This window comes from Kitasatospora cystarginea (genome assembly GCF_039533515.1).
Taxonomy (GTDB): Bacteria; Actinomycetota; Actinomycetes; order Streptomycetales; family Streptomycetaceae; genus Kitasatospora; species Kitasatospora cystarginea.
Genome location: NZ_BAAATR010000044.1, coordinates 1 through 17659 on the forward strand (window position 1 = coordinate 1; position 17659 = coordinate 17659).

Below are 17659 nucleotides of genomic sequence, written 5' to 3' on the forward strand. Positions count from 1 at the left end.
CCCTGCAACAGGCCCTCGACGCCTTCCTCGGCAACCTCCCCACCCACCAGCAGGCCGCCACCCGACTCCGACAACAACACCTCACCCAGCCCACCCCCGCCGAGGTGACCGCCCAACTCGCACGGGACATCGAACAGTTCACCGGCCCATGGGCCACCACCGTACGAACACGGGCGTGAGGAGGCAGCGATGCGCGCGCTTTTCCTGACCTGGCCATGGGGTTGCCACCTCTTCCCGATGGTGCCGTTCGAGTGGGCGCTGTCGGCTGCGGGGTACGACCTGCCGGGGTACTGGACGGCGGGGACCTCGATCGTCGGGGGCAGCAGCAGGGCGAACGGGAAGTAGCAGCTCGCGGATGCCCCGGTCGGCGGAGAACAGATCAGCGTGACCCTGCTCTCCAGGGCGGGTACGAAGCGCCGAAGCCAGAGTCCCGACTCCAACGGGATGACACCTCCATGGTGTGGGGTGGATCCGACCTCGAACTCCCGGCAGCCGGGCGGGCCTCACTGGCCGTCTCGGCCTTCAGCGCAGCTCGCTGCGGAGCGCGTCGAACGCCTCGTTGATCAGGCCGGGCAGGTCCAGGGTGCCGTTGCTCTCGGTCCAGACGCTGATCGCCGTCATGGCCGCGGCCAGGCAGGCGGCCGCCACCACGCGGGTGTGCAGCGCGTTCTGCGCGTACCCCGAGTGTGCGGACAGCGCCCGGGCGATCAGCTCCTGGTCCGCAACCTGCCGCTCCCAGGTGCGCGCGCGCAGCGCGGGGGTCGACAGGACCAGCTGGTTGCGGGCGAGCAGCGCGTCGCGGTCGGTGGTGTAGACCCGCTTGAGGCCCTCGATGAGCGCGTGGCGGATCTTGTCTATGGCCGACTCGTCAGCCGGCCGCTCGGCGATGAGCTCGGCGATCACCGGGTCGTAGTCGTCCGCGAGGGCCGCATCCTCCTTGGTGGGGAAGTAGCGGAAGAACGTCATGTGGGAGACCCCGGCGGCGTTCGCGATCTCCTCCACTGTGGTCGCCTCATAGCCCTGCTCCAGGAACAGGCGCATGGCCTGCTCCTGGAGAGTGCGGCGGGTCTGGGCCTTCTTGCGCTCGCGCCAGTCCGGCGTCGCATCACTGGTCTTCATGCGGTCATTCTCTGACAGTGGCGGCACCGAAGTCCGCCGCGTCGACCGTCTCCAGCACCACCGGATCCGGGGCCGGGGTACGCCGGGGAAGGTAGATCAGGCAGGCGATGGTGCCGAGCACGGCGGCCCCGGCGCAGCTCAGCATGACCGCGGACATGCCGTCGATGTAGGCGAGGCCCGCGGCCTGGCGCAATCCCGCACCGCTCGGGCCGAGCTTGTCGGCGATCGCCGAGGCGGCGGCGACCGACTCGCGCGCCGGGTGGGCCGCGGCAGCGGGCAGGCCGTGTAGCGCGGGGTCGACCTTGCGGGAGAAGACCGCGGACAGGATGCTGCCCAGTCCGGCCACCGCGAGGGCGCTGCCAACCTGGCGCAGGGTATTGACCACGGCCGAGCTGGCGCCGGCTTCGGTGCCGCCGGAGGCACTGATGGCGGCATCCAGGGCCGGCCCCATGACCGCGCCGATGCCGAAGCCGCAGCTGGCCAGACCGCCGGCGATCAAGCCGTAGCTGCTGCCGGTTTTCACCTGGGAGAGCGCCACGAGTCCACCGGTCATCACGACCAGGCCAGTCACGACCACGGCCTTGATCCCGATCATCTTGTCCGCCCACGAGCCTGCCGCGCCGGCCACCAGCAGCCCGCCCATCAGGGGGATGATCCGCAGGCCGGTGCCCAGTGAGTCGTAGCCGAGCACCACTTGGATGTACTGCGGGACCACGAAGACCACGCCGACGAGGGCGAAGGCCACGATCATGATCGCCACGGTGTTCCAGGTGAAGACCCGGTTGCGGAACAGCTTGGTGTTCATCAGCGGGTGGTCGAAGCGGCGCTCCCAGAGGACGAAAACGGCCAGCAGCACCACCGCGGCGGCCAGCACGCCGATCGTCGCCCCGTTGGCCCAGCCGTGCTCGGGGCCGCGGATGACGCCGTAGACAAGGGCCACGATGCCGGTCACGGCGAGCACCGTGCCGAGCCAGTCCAGCTTGAGGGCGGCCGGGTCGCGCGACTCCTTGATCAGCAGCGCGCCGACCACCAGGGTGATCGCGACCACCGGCACATTGATCCAGAAGACCGAGTTCCAGGAGAAGTGCTGGAGCAACGCACCGCCGACGATCGGCCCCAGCGGCATGCCCGCGCCGATCGCAGCGGTGAACACCGCCATCGCCTTCGTCCGCTCGCGTCCGTCGAAGGTCGCGACCAGCATCGCCGGGGTCATCGGCAGGATGATCGCGGAGCCGATCCCGAGCAGCGCCCTGACTCCGATCAACTTCCCCGTGGTGTGGGCGAGTCCAGCCCAGAACGAGGCCCCGAAGAAGATCGCGAGGCCGATCAGCAGGACCCGCTTGCGGCCGAACTTGTCGCCGAAGGCCCCGGCGGGGAGCATCGCGCCGGCCACGGCGAGCGAGTAGGCATCGACGATCCACTGCAGGTCGGAGATGCTCGCGTGCAGGCTCGTGGAGATCGTTGGCAGGGCGACGTTCAGGACGGTGAAGTCCAGGCTGAGCACCAGTACCGACAGGCAGAGCGCTGCCAGCATCCACCACCGTCCGGGGACCGGTGGCCGTTCCTGTTCCATGAGAACCCCTCGTTAGCGACTAACATGTTAGAAACTAACTTTATGTCTCCCGGCATGCAAGTACCTTCGCCCGCAACGGTGATGGCGCCGACCCAACCGGTCCGGCCGCCCCGGCGGGACCGCATTCGCCGAGACCGCCGAGCGCATCCGGCAGGGCGTGCGCCCTTTAGGCGGAGCCATGCTCTCCGGCACCGGCGGCGCGGCCCTGCACGCCCAGGCCGACGCGCTGCGCGAGAACCTCGCGGCCCGGCCCGAGCTCGGCCTCGCCGACGTGGCGCACTCGCTGGCGACCGGCCGCACCGCCCTGGAGGACCGGGCCGTGGTGGTCGCCGACGACCGCGAGGCCCTGCTCGGCGGCCTGACCGCGCTCGGCGCCGGCGAGCCCGCCGCCCGGCTGGTGCGCGGCAGTGCCGCCGAGCCCGCCCGGGTCGCCTTCCTAGTCTCCCGCCAGGGCGGCCAGCTGTCCGGGATGGGCCGCGAACTCGCCGCCACCCAGCCGGTGTTCGCCGCCGCGCTGGACGAGGTCTGCGCGCACCTGGACGGCCCGCCGGACCGGCTGGTGCGCGACCTGATGTTCACCCCCGCCGACTCCCCCGACGCCGACCTGCTCGACCGGACCGGGTGCACCCAGGCGGCGCTGTTCGCGTTCGAGGTCGCCCTCTACCGGCTGTGCGAACACTGGGGGCTGGAGCCCGAGTTCGTCATGCGCCACTCGATCGACGAGCTGGCCGCCGCCACGTGGCCGGCGTCCTCTCGCGGCCCGACGCCTGCACCCTGGCGACAGCCCGCGCCCGCCGGATGCAGGCGGTCACCGCCGACGGCGCGGTGCTGGCCGTCGAGGCCGCCGAGGAGGAACTCGCCCCGGAACTCCAACGCCGAACTGACGGACGATCAGGTCGACGCGGTGGAGGCACACGGCACCGGAACCGCGCTCGGCGTCCCGATCGAGACCCAGGCCCTCATCACCCCCCGGTCGCGGCCTTGATCGCCGACCTCCGGCCATGCTCGCTTCGATTCCGCATGTCCAGCGCCCTCCCTCCTAACATGAGCATCACTCATATTAGAGATTCCCCGCGGAAACGTCAGATGCGGCGCAGCGTCTCTTGAACGCCTATGCGCGGACGACGCCGCCGGGCAACGCGCCGTGCAGGACGTCCAGTTGAGCGAGTCACGGCTCCAGGGCGACACCGGTACGAGCACGCCGGTCGACACACACCCGAAGCGGCTTCGCTCCACCCGGCCACACAACATGACAAGGCGTCACGTTATCGTCGTGCCGAATTCACCTGACGCACGTTCAGACAGGCGATGATTCGCCCGGCGGCCCGGCAGGGGCGGCCGAGACCAGCATTCGACCCGGGGGACAACACCTGTGACCGCACGCCGTACCATCGCCGGCTCTCTTGCAGCCGGTCTGTTCGCCGCCGCAGCCGCCCTGGTCCCGGCGCCCCCGGCCAGCGCGACCGGGACGGGCGCTCTTCCGTTCGGCTCGGCCACCACCGTCGGCCTGCACAACACCTACGAACCGGCCGCCTACGAGTACCTCGCCCAGGGGCTGGACACCGGTACCGGCATGATCGAGCTGGACGTCTGGACGGACACCATCACCAAGGAGTGGAAGGTCAGTCACGCCAACCCGCTCGGAAACTCCAACAACTGCACCGCCGCGAGCGCCCCGGCGCAGCTCTACACCGGCGGCGCCAACAAGAACCTCGAGAACTGCCTGGACGACGTCCGGGTCTGGCTCGGCGCCCACCCGGGGGCCGGCCCACTGGTGGTCAAACTGGAGCTCAAGGCGGGCTTCTCGGCCAACCACGGCATGGGGCCCGCACAGCTGGACTCCCTAATCGCCGCCCACCTGGGCTCCGCCGTGCTCCGCCCGGCCGATCTGCTCGCCAAGCCCGGCGGCGGCTCGTACGCCACCGTCGACGATGCGGTCCGCGCCGGCAACTGGCCGAGCCGAGCGGCGCTCGCCGGTCGCGTCCTCCTGTACGCCATCCCGGGGACGGTCGAGGAGAGCAACCCCTTCGACACCCTGCACACCGACGTCGAGTACGGGCGGCACCTGCGCGACCTGGCCGCGGCCGGCCGCATCGGGGACGCCCAGCTGTTCCCCGCCGTGCACGGCGCCGCCGGCGGCGACCCGCGCAGCGCGTACACGGGCGCGGACGCCGGGATCAGGCCGTGGTTCGTGGTCTTCGACGGCGACGCCGCCACGTACACCGGCGGCATCGACACCGCCTGGTACGACCGTTCGCACTATCTGCTGGTGATGACGGACGCCCAGAACGTCACCCCGGCGATCAGCGCCACCGGTCCCACCGCCGACCAGGCCCGCGCCCGCACCGAGCAGCTCGCCCGGGCGCACGCGAGCATCGTCTCCAGCGACTGGCGCAAGCTCCCGGCCGTCCAGTCCCTGGTGCTGCCCCGGGGCTGACCCGCCCGCCGGTGTGCGGTACCGGCCCGCGAGGGGCGCCGGTACCGCACGGTCCACCGGGTGCCGCAGCCTGGGGGGACCGCTCTACGAACATGAGCTCAACTCATGTCAGCGATTCGCACCCGGAATGCCGGATACGGCAGAGTAGTTGCATGACGGCGCGGACGGACGGCCAGCGGGCCGGGGCGGGCACGGCGGCGCGGCGCAGGCCGGTGCAGCGGCGCAGCCTGGAGCGGTACGAGCGACTGCTGGACAACTGTGCGGGTCTGCTGGACGAGGTCGGTGCCGGCGGGCTGACCACCAAGGAGGTGGCCCAGCGCGCCCGGGTGCCGATCGGCACGCTCTACCAGTTCTTCTCCGGTAAGGAGAGCCTGCTCGCCGCCCTCGCCGAACGGAACCTGGACCGCTATCTCAACCGCCTCGCCCGCCGGCTGGACGCCGAGGCCCCGCAGGGCGTGGCCGGTTTCGTGGATCTGGCCGTCGAGGAGTTCGTGGCCATGAAGCGCGCTGTCCCGGGCTTCTGCCATGTCGACTTCGGACTGGTCGAGCAGCGTCCCTCGGGCGTCCGCGACGATCTCCACCTGCTGGACGACGACCTCGACAACAACGCCGCCGTGGCCCTGCGGCTGCGGACCCTGGCGGGCGGACTGTTCGACACCCCGGATTTCGCGGTCGCCCTGCGGGTGGCCATGGAGTGCGCCGACGCAGTGCTCAAACTGGCCTTCCGCAACGACCCGGACGGTGACCCCGCCTTGATCGCCGAGGCCAAGCGCCTGCTGCGCTGCTACCTGGCCGACCACCTGCCCGTCTGACTCCGCCCGGCCGTACTCAGGGCCTCGCCCGGCCGCACTCCTCGGCCCCGGCCGCCCCCGACCCCGAGCCCCTCCCGGCCGTAGTCCCCGTCCCCGACCGGCCGTACCCGGCCCCCACGACATTGCGGCTGCCCGGTTCACGCCGCACAGTGGAAGAGCGGAACGGCCGCCTGCCTCGCTGGTGGCACAGTGGTCGCCCGCCGGTACAGCCCGTACTCCCCGAGGAGCAGATCATGCATGCGGCGGTAGGTGACCAGCTCCACATCCACAGCAGATCAGTCGGAATGGTGGATCAGAAGGGCGAGATCATCGAGGTGCGCGGAGTCGACGGCGAACCCCCTTACGTGGTCCGCTTCGAGGACGGCCACACCGGTCTGATCTACCCAGGCCCCGACTGCAACATCGAGACCAAGAAGCACTCCGGCAGCTCCAACCGGTAACCACCCCGAGCGATCGATCCGCGGCCAGGAGCACCGACCATGCCGGCGCCGCCCCTTCCGGGCCCCTTGGGCCACCTGGCTCCGCTGCTGGACGGCTACGGCTATCCGGCGGTCGGAGCCCTGGTCTTTCTGGACAACTGCGCCATCCCGGTGCCGGGCCAGACCATCCTGGTGCTGGCCGCCGTCTACGCGGGCACCGGCCGCCTGAACATCGTCGCGGTGGCCGCGGTGGCCGCGGTCGCCGCGGTCGCCGGCCACGGCGCCGGCTACCTGATCGGCCGGACCGGTGGGTTGGCGCTGCTCCACCGCTGGGGTCGGTACTTGCTGATCACCGAGGAACGGCTGGCCAAGGCCGACCGCTTCTTCGCCCGGCACGGCCCCAAGGTGGTCCTGGTGGCCCGCTTCATCGACGGCCTGCGGCAGACCGGCGGCATCATCTCGGGCGCGGCCGAACTGCGCCCGAGCCGCTTCATACCCGCCGACGTGATCGGCGCCCTGCTCTGGGTCGGCCTCTGGTCCTCGATCGGCTACGCCGCGGGCGCGGACATCGGCACCCTCTACGCCCAGGCGCTGCACTACCAGGTGGTCGCGCTGATCGTGCTCGTGGCGCTGGCGGTCGGCCTGGTGGCGGTACGGCTCCTGCGCCGCCGTCGCCGCTCCGGCCGGGACGAGCCGGACGGCAGCGGCAGCGGCAGCGGCAGCGACGAACCGGAGCCCACCGGCGGTGCGGAGCCCGCTCAGGGGCGTAGCGGGATCACCTCGAACGGGGACGCGTAGCGGGTGCCGAGCCGGCTGCCGGCGGCCCGCCCGGCCGACTCCAGGAACTCCTCCGGGTCGGACATCTCCCCGCCGAGGGCTTCCAGGTAGGCCCGGTGGGCCATCAACGAGGCGACGCCCCGGTCGTGGAAGTCGGTGGTGTCCACGGCGTGCCGGGCCTCGGGCGAGGCGGCGGCCCAGACCTCGCGGACGCCGTTCCAGGGCGCCAGGCCCTCGTCGCCGAGCTCGGGGAAGATCCACCGGTTGCCCGCGTCCCGGACCGCGTCCAGGGCGGCCCGGCCGACCGCGATGTGGTCGGCCTGGTTGGGCACCACGCCACCGTAGGTGTCCCGGAAGTTGGTGGTTATCACGATGTCCGGGCGGTACTTGCGGACGGCCCGGGCGATGTCGCGGCGCAGCCCGATGCCGTACTCGACCACGCCGTCGGGGTGGCCGAGGAAGTCCACGTCGTCCACGCCGACCAGCGCGGCGGAGGCGATCTGCTCGGCCTCGCGGACCGGGCGGCACCGTTCGGGTGCTAGCGAGTCGATGCCCGCCTCGCCGCTGGTGACCATGACGTAGCCGATCCGCTTGCCCTGGGAGGTCCAGCGGGCGACGGCGGCGGCCGCGCCGTACTCCATGTCGTCGGGGTGCGCCACCACGGCGAGGGCGCTCTGCCAGTCCTCGCGGAGGTGCTGGTACGGGGTCGGTGGCTGATCACTCATGCTGCCTGCGGCCTCACTCGGCGATCTTGAAGGAGTAGTTGAAGTCGGTGTGGCCGACGTGGCGCATCATGTTCAGCCAGAACGGCATCAGCATCTCGGTGGAGCGGGCCGCGGCGATCCCGCCGAGGTCGACGATCACCTCGTCGGCCCAGCCGAACTGCTCCAGCAGCGACCTGACCCGGGCCTTGGCCTCGGGGTCCTCCCCTGCGATGAAGAGGTTGTGCGCTCCGGGGACCCGCCCGGGGTCGACCATCAGCGGCGCGCTTAGGGTGTTGAGCGCCTTCACCACCGCGGTGTACGGGAACTCCCGCTGGATCCGCTCACCGATGCTGTCGGTGTTGACGGGGTCGAGGCTGACCTCGCCGTCGGGCGCGAAGACCAGCGGGTTGGAGACGTCGATCAGGACCTTCCCGGCGAGCCGGTCGGCCCCGGCCAGGCGCAGGGCCTGGAGCGAGACCGTACCGGCGGTCGCGTTGATGACCAGTTCGCCGAAGTCGGCGGCGTCCGCGAAGGTCCCGGCGTGTCCGTAGGGGCCCGCTTGGCGGGCCCATTCAGCGGCCCCCGCGTTCTCCTTGGTGCGTGAACCGAGGGTGACCTCGTGGCCCAGCGACACCAGCTTGGCCGCGAGGGTGCGGCCGACGGTGCCGGTGCCGATGATGCCGATCCGCATGCTCCGTCTCCCGTTCCGGTGCTGGTCCGGGCCGATGCGCCCGCCGGCCCACGGTCGAACCATAGCCGTCGCGCACCTGAGGTGGCATCACCCTGCCGATATGTCGTCAGATCGGCCCGGACCGCTCCACGGTTGCGCTCGAACCACTCCACGATGATGCTCGGGCTACTCCACGGTGACGCTCTTGGCGAGGTTGCGCGGCCTGTCCACGTCCCGTTCCAGGGCCACGGCCGCGTGGTAGGCGAGCAGCTGGAGCGGGATGTTGAGCAGCAGCGGGTCCAACTCCGGCTCGCTCTTGGGGACCACGATGCAGTGGTCGGCGAGCTTGGCCTCGGGGGCGCGGTGGGCGATGGCCAGGACGCGGCCGGAACGGGCCTTGATCTCGCCGAGGGTGGTGAGGTTCTTGTCGAGCAGCTCGTCGTCGGGAACCAGTGCCACGGTGGGCAGTTCGGGGCTGATCAACGCGAGCGGGCCGTGCTTGAGCTCGCTGGCGGGGTAGGCCTCGGCGTGGATGTAGGAGATCTCCTTGAGCTTCTGCGCGCCCTCGCGGGCGACGGGGTAGCCGCGCACCCGGCCGATGAACATCATGCCCTCGGTGGGAGCGCCGGCCGTTCCGGCGAACTCGGCGGCCAGCTTGGCCACCTGCTCCTCCTGGTCGAGGATTTCGCGGATCTGGCCGGGCAGTGCCCTGAGCGCGTTCACGATCCGCCGGCCGTCGGCCGGGGAGAGGTCGTGGATCCGCCCGAAGTGCAGGGCGAGCAGCGCGAAGGCGATCACGGTGGAGGTGAAGGCCTTGGTGGAGGCGACGGAGATCTCCGGGCCGGCGTGCAGGTAGATACCGCCGTCGCACTCGCGGGCGATGGCGCTGCCGACTGTGTTCACCACCCCGAGCACCCGGCCGCCCTTGCGCTTGATCTCCTGGACTGCGGCCAGCGTGTCGTAGGTCTCGCCGGACTGGCTGACCGCGATGTAGAGGGTGTCGGCCTCGATGACGGGGTTGCGGTAGCGGAACTCGGAGGCGGGCTCGCTGTGGGCGGGGATGCGGGCGAGCTCCTCGATCAGCTGGGCGCCCATCTCGCCCGCGTAGTAGGCGGATCCGCAACCGAGGATCTTCACCCGGCGGATCTCGCGCAGCTCCCGGGCATCCAGGTTGAGGCCGCCGAGATGGGCGGTGGCGAAGCGCTCGTCGAGCCGGCCGGAGAGCGTGCGCTCGACGGCGGCCGGCTGCTCGTGGATCTCCTTGAGCAGGAAGTGCTGGTAGCCGGCGGTGTCGTAGGAGCCGATCTCCCAGTCGACGGTGGAGGGCTGACGGGTGGTCGGGCGGGCGTCGGAGGTGAAGGTGTTGAAGCCGCCGGCCCGGACGGTGGCCAGTTCGCCGTCCTCCAGGTGCACCACCTGCCGGGTGTAGCGGACCAGGGCGGCGACGTCGGAGGCGACGAACATCTCCTTCTCGCCGATGCCGAGCACGATCGGGCTGCCGTTGCGGGCGACGACGATCCGGTCCGGGCGGGCGGAGTCGAGGACGGCGATGCCGTAGGTGCCGACGACGTGGCCGAGCACGGCGCGGACCGCGTCCTCCAGCTCGCCGTCGTCGGTGAGGTGGGCCGCGACCAGGTGGGCGAGGACCTCGGTGTCGGTCTCGGAGGTGAAGGTGACGCCCTCGGCGGTCAGCTTGGCCCGCAGCTCGTCGGCGTTCTCGATGATGCCGTTGTGGACGACGGCGATCCGGCCCGCGTTGTCGACGTGCGGGTGCGCGTTGGCGTCGCTGGGCACGCCGTGGGTGGCCCAGCGGGTGTGGCCGATGCCGGTGGTGCCCTTGAAGCGGGCGGGCACGGCGGCGGCGAGGTCGGCGACCCGGCCCTTCACCTTGCAGACCTTCAGGCCGCCGGTCTTGCCTGCGACGGCCACCCCGGCAGAGTCGTAGCCGCGGTACTCCAGCCGCTGCAGGCCCTCCAGCAGGAAGGTGGTCGCGTCCTTCGGGCCGATGTAGGCCACGATTCCGCACATGGGTAACTCCTCAGGTTCGATGGGTGGTACGGCTCAGCCGTAGACGATCCGGCGCAGCTGACGGGTGGACAGCTCGGGCGCCGCCACGCGACGGGCGACCAGTTCCGCGCCGAGGCGGGCGAAGATCCGCTCATTGGTCAGGCCGCGTGCCTGCAGCTCACCGTGGCGGCGGCGGACGTATTCCTCGGTGTTCTCGGAGAAGTACGCCAGCACCTCCGCGATCACTCGCGCGGCCTCGCCCGGACCGAGCGGCGTGGTGCGGGTGAGGTGGGCGAGCAGGTCTTCGTGGGGGTGTGGTGAGGCGGACACGAGTGGGGAGCCTATGCGGTCGCCCGGTCATGATCCAAGATTTCTGCCCGAAATCGGGCAGATCTCGGGGGACTCGGCGATCCACAGACCCTTGATGTGCTCAATATTTGAGCGTACCGTCATCCTGCGTACGCATATGAACACCTGTAGACCTACGGGAAACCTGGGAGTTCGCATGTGCGGGATTACGGGCTGGGTCGCGTTCGACCGGGACCTCACCACGGAACGGGCCGCTCTGGACGCGATGACCGCCACCATGGCCTGCCGGGGCCCGGACGCGGGCGGTGTCCACCTGGAGCGGCATGCGGCACTCGGCCACCGCAGGCTCTCGGTGATCGACCTCGAAGGCGGCGCGCAACCGATGACCGTCGAGGACGACGGCCGGCTGCTGGTCGCCCTCACCTACAGCGGCGAGGTCTACAACCACCTTGAGTTACGGGCCGAGTTGGAGGCCGCCGGTCACCGCTTCCGCACCCGCAGCGACACCGAGGTGGTGCTGCACGCCTACCTGAGGTGGGGCCACGACTTCGTCACCCGGCTGAACGGCATGTTCGCCTTCGCACTCTGGGACGCCCGCACCGAGGAACTGCTGCTGGTCCGCGACCGGATGGGGGTCAAGCCGCTCTACTACCAGCGCACCGCCGACGGCGTACTGTTCGGCTCCGAGCCCAAAGCCGTCTTCGCCCACCCCTCGGTGCGACCGGCGGTGGACCTCGACGGGCTGCGCGAACTGCTCGGCCTGACCAAGACCCCGGGCCACGCGGTCTACCGCGGCATGGCCGAGGTGGAGCCGGGCCATCTGATCCGGGTCCGCCGCCAGGGGCTGACCGTCCAGCGCTACTGGGCACTTGAGGCCAGGAAGCACACCGACGACCTGGACGCCACCGTCTCCACCGTCCGCGCGCTGCTGGACGACATCATCGAGCGGCAACTGATCTCCGACGTCCCGCTGTGCACCCTGCTCTCCGGCGGCCTGGACTCAAGCGCCGTCACCGCGCTCGCCGCGCGGGCGCTGCGGGCCGGCGGGCACGGCCCGGTGCACTCCTTCTCCGTCGACTTCGTCGGCCAGACCGAGAACTTCCGCCCCGACTCGTTCCGCGCCACCCCCGACAGCCCGTACGCGAAGATGGTCGCCGAGCACGTCGACGCCGACCACCGCACCATCGAGCTGGACAGCGCCTCCCTCACCGACCTGGCGCACCGCGACGCGGTGCTGCACGCCCGCGACCTGCCGGTCGGCTTCGGCGACATGGACACCTCGCTGCTGCTGCTCTTCCGGGCGATCCGCCGGCACTCCACCGTCGCGCTCTCCGGCGAGTCGGCGGACGAGCTCTTCGGCGGGTACCCCTGGTTCCACGACCCGGCGCTCATCGCGACCGACGCCTTCCCCTGGATCACCTCGATGGCCGAGATCTCCGGCCCCTCCACCCGGCCCGGCGACGGCCTGCTCTCCCCCGACCTGGTCGCCCGGCTGGACCTGCCCGGCTACCGAGCCCAGCGCTACCGCGAGGCCCTGGCCGAGGTGCCGCACCTGGACGGCACCGGCACCGACCCGTTCGAGCGGCGGATGCGGGAGATCAGCTACCTCAACCTGACCCGCTTCGTGCGCCTCCTGCTGGACCGCAAGGACCGGATGAGCATGGCCACCGGCCTGGAGGTCCGGGTGCCGTTCTGCGACCACCGACTGGTGCAGTACGTGTTCAACACCCCGTGGGCGATGAAGACCTTCGACGGCCGGGAGAAGAGCCTGCTGCGCGCCGCCGTCCGGGACACCCTGCCGGCCGCGGTGGCCGACCGGGTCAAGAGCCCGTATCCGAGCACCCAGGACCCCAACTACCCGCTCGGTCTGCGCGGCGAACTCGCCGAAGTCGCCGCCGACCCGAAGGCCCCCGTCCACGCACTGCTGGACCCGGTCGCGCTGGCCGACACCCTCCGCCCGGACAGCGACCCGCAGGCCAACCGGGCCGCCACCGAGCTCGCCCTGGGCCTGAACGCCTGGCTGCGCGACTACGAGGTCTCGCTGAGCCTCTGACCTGTCACCGAGCCCCTGACGTGTCGCTGCCCCTCTGACCTGTCGCTGCCCCTCCGACCGCCCGGGTGACCGGGTGCGGGCTCCGTCGTTGGACCGGGGAGCGGCCGTACCGCGGGCGATCTCGCCACCGGAGCCGCCGCTCCACCCGAACGGCTGTCAAACCCGGGTAGATTCTGGCCGATAGCTACAGGATGGGAACGAAACCGGTCAAAAGCTGTCGGCTAGAGGAGCAACGCATGCAGCCGCGAAGCTTCGCGATCGTCACCGCAGCCCTGCTCGGGGCGCTCGGCCTGGGCGCGGCCGCCGTCACCCAGTGGGTCCCCGCCGCGCCCGCCGCCGGCCCGGCCGTGGCGGGTGCCGCCGCGGCGGCCACGCCCACCGGCGACCCCGCGGTGTGGACCCGCAGCACACTGCGCAACAAGCTGATGGCCGAGATGGACGCCACCGACCCCGGAGTGGCCCTGGCGGACCTGGATCGGATCACCAAGAAGCTCCCGTACACCGTCCGGTTCTGCCACCCGATCGCGCACGAGCTCGGCCACGCCGCCGTCAAGCGCTACCACCAGGACTTCCAGAAGGTCCTCTCCTTCCCGCACGAGACCTGCGCGGCCGGCTATCTGCACGGCGCGGTGGAGGAGATGCTGGCCAACTCCGACAACCCGGAGGCGGACATCCTCACCCTGTGCGCCCCCGCCAACAAGGGCCCCTGCATCCACGGCGTGGGGCACGGGACCATGTTCGTCACCAAGCAGGACGTCCCCGCCGCCCGGGCGCTGTGCAGCAAGTTCCCCACCGACTCCAAGCGGATCACCTGCTCGGAGGGCCTGTTCATGCAGTTCTTCGCACCGGACGAGGAGGACGAGAACGCCAAGGCCAACCTCCCCGCCGACAGGCTCGCCGAGGAGCCGCTCTACCCCTGCCCGGAGCAGCCCGCACTGTTCCGCTCCGCCTGCTACTTCTACGCGCCGACCTACTACCTCAGTTCGCACGACTGGCAGGACCACCCCGAGGTGTTCGCCGAGGCCCTCAAGTGGTGCCTCAACGCACAGGCCACCGGCGGCGGGGGCGACTGCAGCCGGGGCGTCGGCTCACGCACCATGAAGTACAACCTGGACCGCGAGGACTGGGCCGCCCAGCAGTGCGCCACCGCCGCCGATGCCTGGCAGCGCAAGGCCTGCACCGAGGGCCTGATGAGCTACTACACCGTCAACTACACCGACGCCGGGGCCCCCGCCCGCCTCTGCAAGAAGATCACCAACCCGGAGCTGGCCGGCTACTGCCGCAGCTCGGGCGGACTTTCCGGCACCCTGGACTGAGCGGCCGCCCAACGGCCCGGGCTCCGCGCGGTCCGGCGGGTCGGCCAGGACGGTGCGGGGAAGAGCCCGACCCGTCGGCGAGTCGCCGTCCGGGGCACGGGGAGGAGCCCGCCGGCCCACGGTTCCGCGCTCCCGGGTACGCGTCGCGCAGCCGGTCGTATGATCGGCTCAGTCAGGTGCGCCGAAGACGCCGCGCCCCAGTACCGCCCACTGGAGCAGCAGCATGAGCGACGCCACCGCCGACGACTTCCGCACTGCCGCCCGCGCCACCGCCGACCTGGTCGCCGACTACCTCGACGCGCTGCCCGGCCGCCCGGTCTGGCAGCCGATGGACCCGGCCGGACGGGCCGCCCTGTTGGACGCCCCGCTCCCCGCCCGGGGCCGCCCACTCGGCGCACTGCTGGAAGAGATCGAGAACCGGGTGATGCCCGCGCCGATGGGCAACGGCCACCCGCGCTTCTTCGGCTGGGTGAACTCCGCACCCGCACCGGCCGGCGTGCTCGCCACCCTGGCCGCGGCCGCGATGAACCCCAGCTCCGCCGGGGGTGACCACGCCGACGTGCACCTGGAGCGCGCCGTGGTCCGCTGGATGGCCGAGCTGGTCGGATTCCCGCACCCTCCCGGCGGCGGCATCCTCACCTCCGGTACCTCGATGGCCACCATCCTGTGCCTGGCCGCCGCCCGGAACCGCGCCGCCCGCCTGGCCGGGTGCGACCTGCGCGAACAGGGCCTGGCCGGGCTGCCCCCGCTGGTCGGCTACGCCACCGCCGAGAGCCACTCCTGCGTCCGCAAGGCCGTCGAACTGCTGGGCCTGGGCAGTCGCAACCTGCGCACCGTGGCCACCGACCCCGACGGACGGCTCGATGTGGCCGCGCTGCGCGCCGCCGTCGCAGAGGACCGCGCGGCCGGACGACTGCCCTTCCTGGTGGTCGCCTCCGCCGGAACCGTCGGCACCGGTGCCGTCGACCCCTTCGAGCCGATCGCCGACCTGTGCGCCGCCGAAGGGCTGTGGCTGCACGTGGACGGGGCGTACGGCGCCTTCGGCGTGCTCGACCCCGCCATCGCGCACCGCTACGCCGGGATGGCCCGCGCCGACTCGCTCGCGCTCGACCCGCACAAGTGGCTGGGCGTACCGGTGGACTGCGGCTGCGCCCTGGTCAGACACCCCGAGGAGCTGCGCGGCACGTTCAGCCTGGTGCCCTCGTATCTTCGGGACGAGGCGGCGGGCGAGCTCGGTTGGTTCTCCGAGTACGGGATGGAGCAGACCCGCCCGTTCCGCTCGCTCAAGGTCTGGGCCACCATCGCCCACCGGGGCCGGGCCGGGATCAGCGCCGACATCGCCCGCTGCACCGCGCTCGCCCGGCGCCTCGGCGAGCTGGTGGAGGCCGACCCGCGGCTGGAACTGCTCGCTCCGGTGGAGACCTCCATCGTCGCCTTCCGCTACCGCCCGGCGGGGGCGGACGAGCGGCTGCTGGACGCGGTCAACCGGGAGCTGCCGGCCGCCGTCCAGCGGCGCGGGCGGGCATTCGTCACCGGCGCGGTCCACCGGGGCCGCGAGATGCTGCGGGCCTGCCTGCTGAACTCCGCCACCACCGAGGCCGATCTGGTCGCCCTGTTGGATGAAGTACGCTCTGCGGCGGCTGACCTGACTGACCATCAGTTGCCTGCTCCGGGCCGGCCGGGGGCCACCCGGACCTCGGACGGAGACTTTTACCGACAGGTCACGGGGGATTCGTGATCGTGAAACACCGGCGGGACAGCATGACCGCATGGACTCCTCGACGCTCTCGGCCCGTCCCACCACGCCCGCCCGCGCCCAGCGCCGCGCCGCCCGCGGCCACCGCTGGCGCCGGGACACCACGGAACTCGCCGCGATCTTCGCCGCCTGCGCCGCCGCCGACCTGGTCGCCAACGTGGTGGTGCACGGCCACGACGGACCGGTGCTGCTCTTCGGCTCGGCCGCCGCACTGCTCGTCACCGCGGTCTGCCACGCCTGGTGGGCACACCGGCACCCGCACTCGCCACCGCCCCATCCCGATCACGGCGCACCGCCCGGGGAGGCGGCGATGACCGGACCGCTGGGGTATTTCGAGCAGACCGCCCTCTGGCGGCTCCGCGCCACCGTGCCCGACTCACCGGGCAGCCTGGCCCGGGTCGCGGCGGCGCTGGCCGGCCTCGGGGTGAACATCGTCTCGATGCAGGCCCACCCGCTGCCGGAGGCCACCGTGGACGAGTTCCTGCTCCGCGCGCCGGGCACGCTGGCCCGCGCCGAGCTGGTCGCAGCCGTCGCCGCCGCCGGGGGCCATGACATCTGGACCGACCCGGCCGACGCGCACGACCTGGTGGACGTGCCGGCCCACATCCTGGCACTGGCCACCCGGACGGCACTGGACGCCGCCGAACTGCCCGTCGCGCTGCGGCAGTTGTTCGGTCGCTGCACCATCCGGCAGTACCCGGGCGGCGGCGAGCGGGCGGCGGCCGGAGTGGACGGCCATGTGATGCGGCTTCCCGCACCCTCCGGTGACCTGATCGAGCTGACCAGGCCGCAACTGCCGTTCACCCCGACCGAGTTCGCCCGTGCCCAGGCGCTGGTCGAGCTGGACAGCCTGCTCGGACCGCGCGTCCCCAAGGTCGAGGCCCGCCTCAGCCTGCCCGCCGGGACCGACCTGACGGTCCGCCGGGCCGACGCCGGCGACAAGGCCGCCGCACTGGCGATGCACCACCGCTGCTCCAAGGAGTCCCTGCGCAGGCGTTACCACGGTCCGGTGGCCGACGCCGACCGCTACCTAGACCATCTGCTCGACCCACGGCACGGCCAGACCCTGGCTGTGGAGACCGCGGACGGCCGGATCGTCGCCCTGGCCCACCTGATGTGGGACGACGACAGCGCGGAGGTGGCCCTGCTGGTCGAGGACGACTGGCAGCAGCGCGGGCTCGGCGTGGACCTGCTGCGACGGATGGCGGCACTGGCCCTCGAAGGCGGAGTGCGAACGGTATACGCCGTCACGCACGCCTCCAACACCGGGCTGATCTCCACCATGCGCAGGCTGGCCGCACCGCTCGATTACCAGGTCGAGGACGGCACTCTGGTGATCACCGCTCACCTCGCCGAGGCCGCCGATCGGCTCCCCACCCCTTGGGCCACCGGCCCGGGCCGATAGGGCAAATCGGAACTCTTCCCATCAAATCGGGTAAATTCGCCGGACCGCGGGGAAGTTCGCGTACCCGAAGGCGGCCGGCCCGCCGGGCCCCGCGACCGGTCACGCCTCCCGACTCCCGGTGTGCGGCGGTGCTCGCCCGACAGAGCAAGTACCGTCGCACGCCGCCCGCTTCACATGGTTTTCCGCACTCTTGAGGACTTCCGGCGAGGCCATGTCAGGGCGCTGCCGGGGCGTCCTGGGCAGGCCAGGGAGGGTCCGGGACTCGGACGTGGGCCGCGGAGTGGGTAGGCTGGGCCCGTCCC

16 protein-coding genes are annotated in these 17659 nt (G+C 71.6%); 10 read left to right on the top strand and 6 right to left on the bottom strand.

The features are described 5' to 3' along the window. Positions 1-189: 189 nt before the first annotated feature. Positions 190-345, top strand: coding sequence for a hypothetical protein (locus tag ABD369_RS33205; protein WP_344640332.1), 156 nt, complete (start codon positions 190-192; stop codon positions 343-345). A 177-nt stretch (positions 346-522) separates the two neighbouring features. Here ABD369_RS33205 and ABD369_RS33210 read toward each other — a convergent pair whose 3' ends face one another. Beyond that, positions 523-1119, bottom strand: coding sequence for an acyl-CoA-like ligand-binding transcription factor (locus ABD369_RS33210; protein WP_344640333.1), 597 nt, complete (start codon positions 1117-1119; stop codon positions 523-525). Positions 1120-1123: 4 nt separating this feature from the next. Next, entirely contained in the window at positions 1124-2692 is a 1569-nt protein-coding gene (locus ABD369_RS33215) for an MFS transporter (protein ID WP_344640334.1), read from the bottom strand. A gap of 178 nt (positions 2693-2870) precedes the next feature. Here ABD369_RS33215 and ABD369_RS33220 point away from each other — a divergent pair, with 178 nt between their 5' ends. The 5 genes from ABD369_RS33220 to ABD369_RS33240 all read left to right on the top strand — a co-directional run bounded on the left by ABD369_RS33220 (position 2871) and on the right by ABD369_RS33240 (position 7158). After that, a complete protein-coding gene (locus ABD369_RS33220; protein WP_344640335.1) occupies positions 2871-3677 on the top strand; it encodes an acyltransferase domain-containing protein in 807 nt (268 codons plus the stop codon). Between the two features lie 387 nt (positions 3678-4064). Beyond that, positions 4065-5129: a phosphatidylinositol-specific phospholipase C domain-containing protein gene (locus tag ABD369_RS33225; protein ID WP_344640336.1), complete on the top strand. Its 1065-nt coding sequence runs from the start codon at positions 4065-4067 to the stop codon at positions 5127-5129. A 152-nt stretch (positions 5130-5281) separates the two neighbouring features. Then, positions 5282-5941, top strand: coding sequence for a TetR/AcrR family transcriptional regulator (locus ABD369_RS33230; RefSeq protein ID WP_344640337.1), 660 nt, complete (start codon positions 5282-5284; stop codon positions 5939-5941). A 233-nt stretch (positions 5942-6174) separates the two neighbouring features. Beyond that, positions 6175-6381: a DUF1918 domain-containing protein gene (locus tag ABD369_RS33235; RefSeq protein ID WP_344640338.1), complete on the top strand. Its 207-nt coding sequence runs from the start codon at positions 6175-6177 to the stop codon at positions 6379-6381. A 39-nt stretch (positions 6382-6420) separates the two neighbouring features. Next, positions 6421-7158, top strand: a complete 738-nt coding sequence (locus tag ABD369_RS33240) for a DedA family protein (protein WP_344640339.1) — start codon at positions 6421-6423, stop codon at positions 7156-7158. On the opposite strand, the gene ABD369_RS33245 is transcribed toward ABD369_RS33240, so the two are convergent. The 4 genes from ABD369_RS33245 to ABD369_RS33260 all read right to left on the bottom strand — a co-directional run bounded on the left by ABD369_RS33245 (position 7119) and on the right by ABD369_RS33260 (position 10848). Beyond that, positions 7119-7862 carry a PIG-L deacetylase family protein gene (locus ABD369_RS33245; RefSeq protein WP_344640340.1) on the bottom strand — a complete coding sequence of 248 codons (744 nt, stop codon included), beginning with the start codon at positions 7860-7862 and terminating at the stop codon, positions 7119-7121. The two genes, ABD369_RS33240 and ABD369_RS33245, sit on opposite strands and share 40 nt — an antisense overlap. A gap of 13 nt (positions 7863-7875) precedes the next feature. After that, complete coding sequence (locus ABD369_RS33250) at positions 7876-8532, bottom strand: NADPH-dependent F420 reductase (protein ID WP_344640341.1); 657 nt, start codon at positions 8530-8532, stop codon at positions 7876-7878. Between the two features lie 165 nt (positions 8533-8697). After that, positions 8698-10539 carry a glutamine--fructose-6-phosphate transaminase (isomerizing) gene (glmS, locus tag ABD369_RS33255; RefSeq protein ID WP_344640342.1) on the bottom strand — a complete coding sequence of 614 codons (1842 nt, stop codon included), beginning with the start codon at positions 10537-10539 and terminating at the stop codon, positions 8698-8700. Between the two features lie 33 nt (positions 10540-10572). After that, positions 10573-10848, bottom strand: coding sequence for a hypothetical protein (locus ABD369_RS33260; RefSeq protein WP_344640343.1), 276 nt, complete (start codon positions 10846-10848; stop codon positions 10573-10575). A 175-nt stretch (positions 10849-11023) separates the two neighbouring features. Between ABD369_RS33260 and asnB the strand changes: the two genes are divergently transcribed. From asnB to ABD369_RS33280, 4 genes are all read left to right on the top strand, one after another. Then, positions 11024-12880, top strand: a complete 1857-nt coding sequence (gene asnB, locus ABD369_RS33265) for an asparagine synthase (glutamine-hydrolyzing) (protein ID WP_344640344.1) — start codon at positions 11024-11026, stop codon at positions 12878-12880. Between the two features lie 236 nt (positions 12881-13116). Next, complete coding sequence (locus ABD369_RS33270; protein WP_344640345.1) at positions 13117-14196, top strand: hypothetical protein; 1080 nt, start codon at positions 13117-13119, stop codon at positions 14194-14196. A 223-nt stretch (positions 14197-14419) separates the two neighbouring features. Then, positions 14420-15934, top strand: coding sequence for a pyridoxal phosphate-dependent decarboxylase family protein (locus tag ABD369_RS33275; protein ID WP_344640346.1), 1515 nt, complete (start codon positions 14420-14422; stop codon positions 15932-15934). A 31-nt stretch (positions 15935-15965) separates the two neighbouring features. Further along, a complete protein-coding gene (locus ABD369_RS33280; RefSeq protein WP_344640347.1) occupies positions 15966-17357 on the top strand; it encodes a GNAT family N-acetyltransferase in 1392 nt (463 codons plus the stop codon). Positions 17358-17659: the final 302 nt, after the last annotated feature.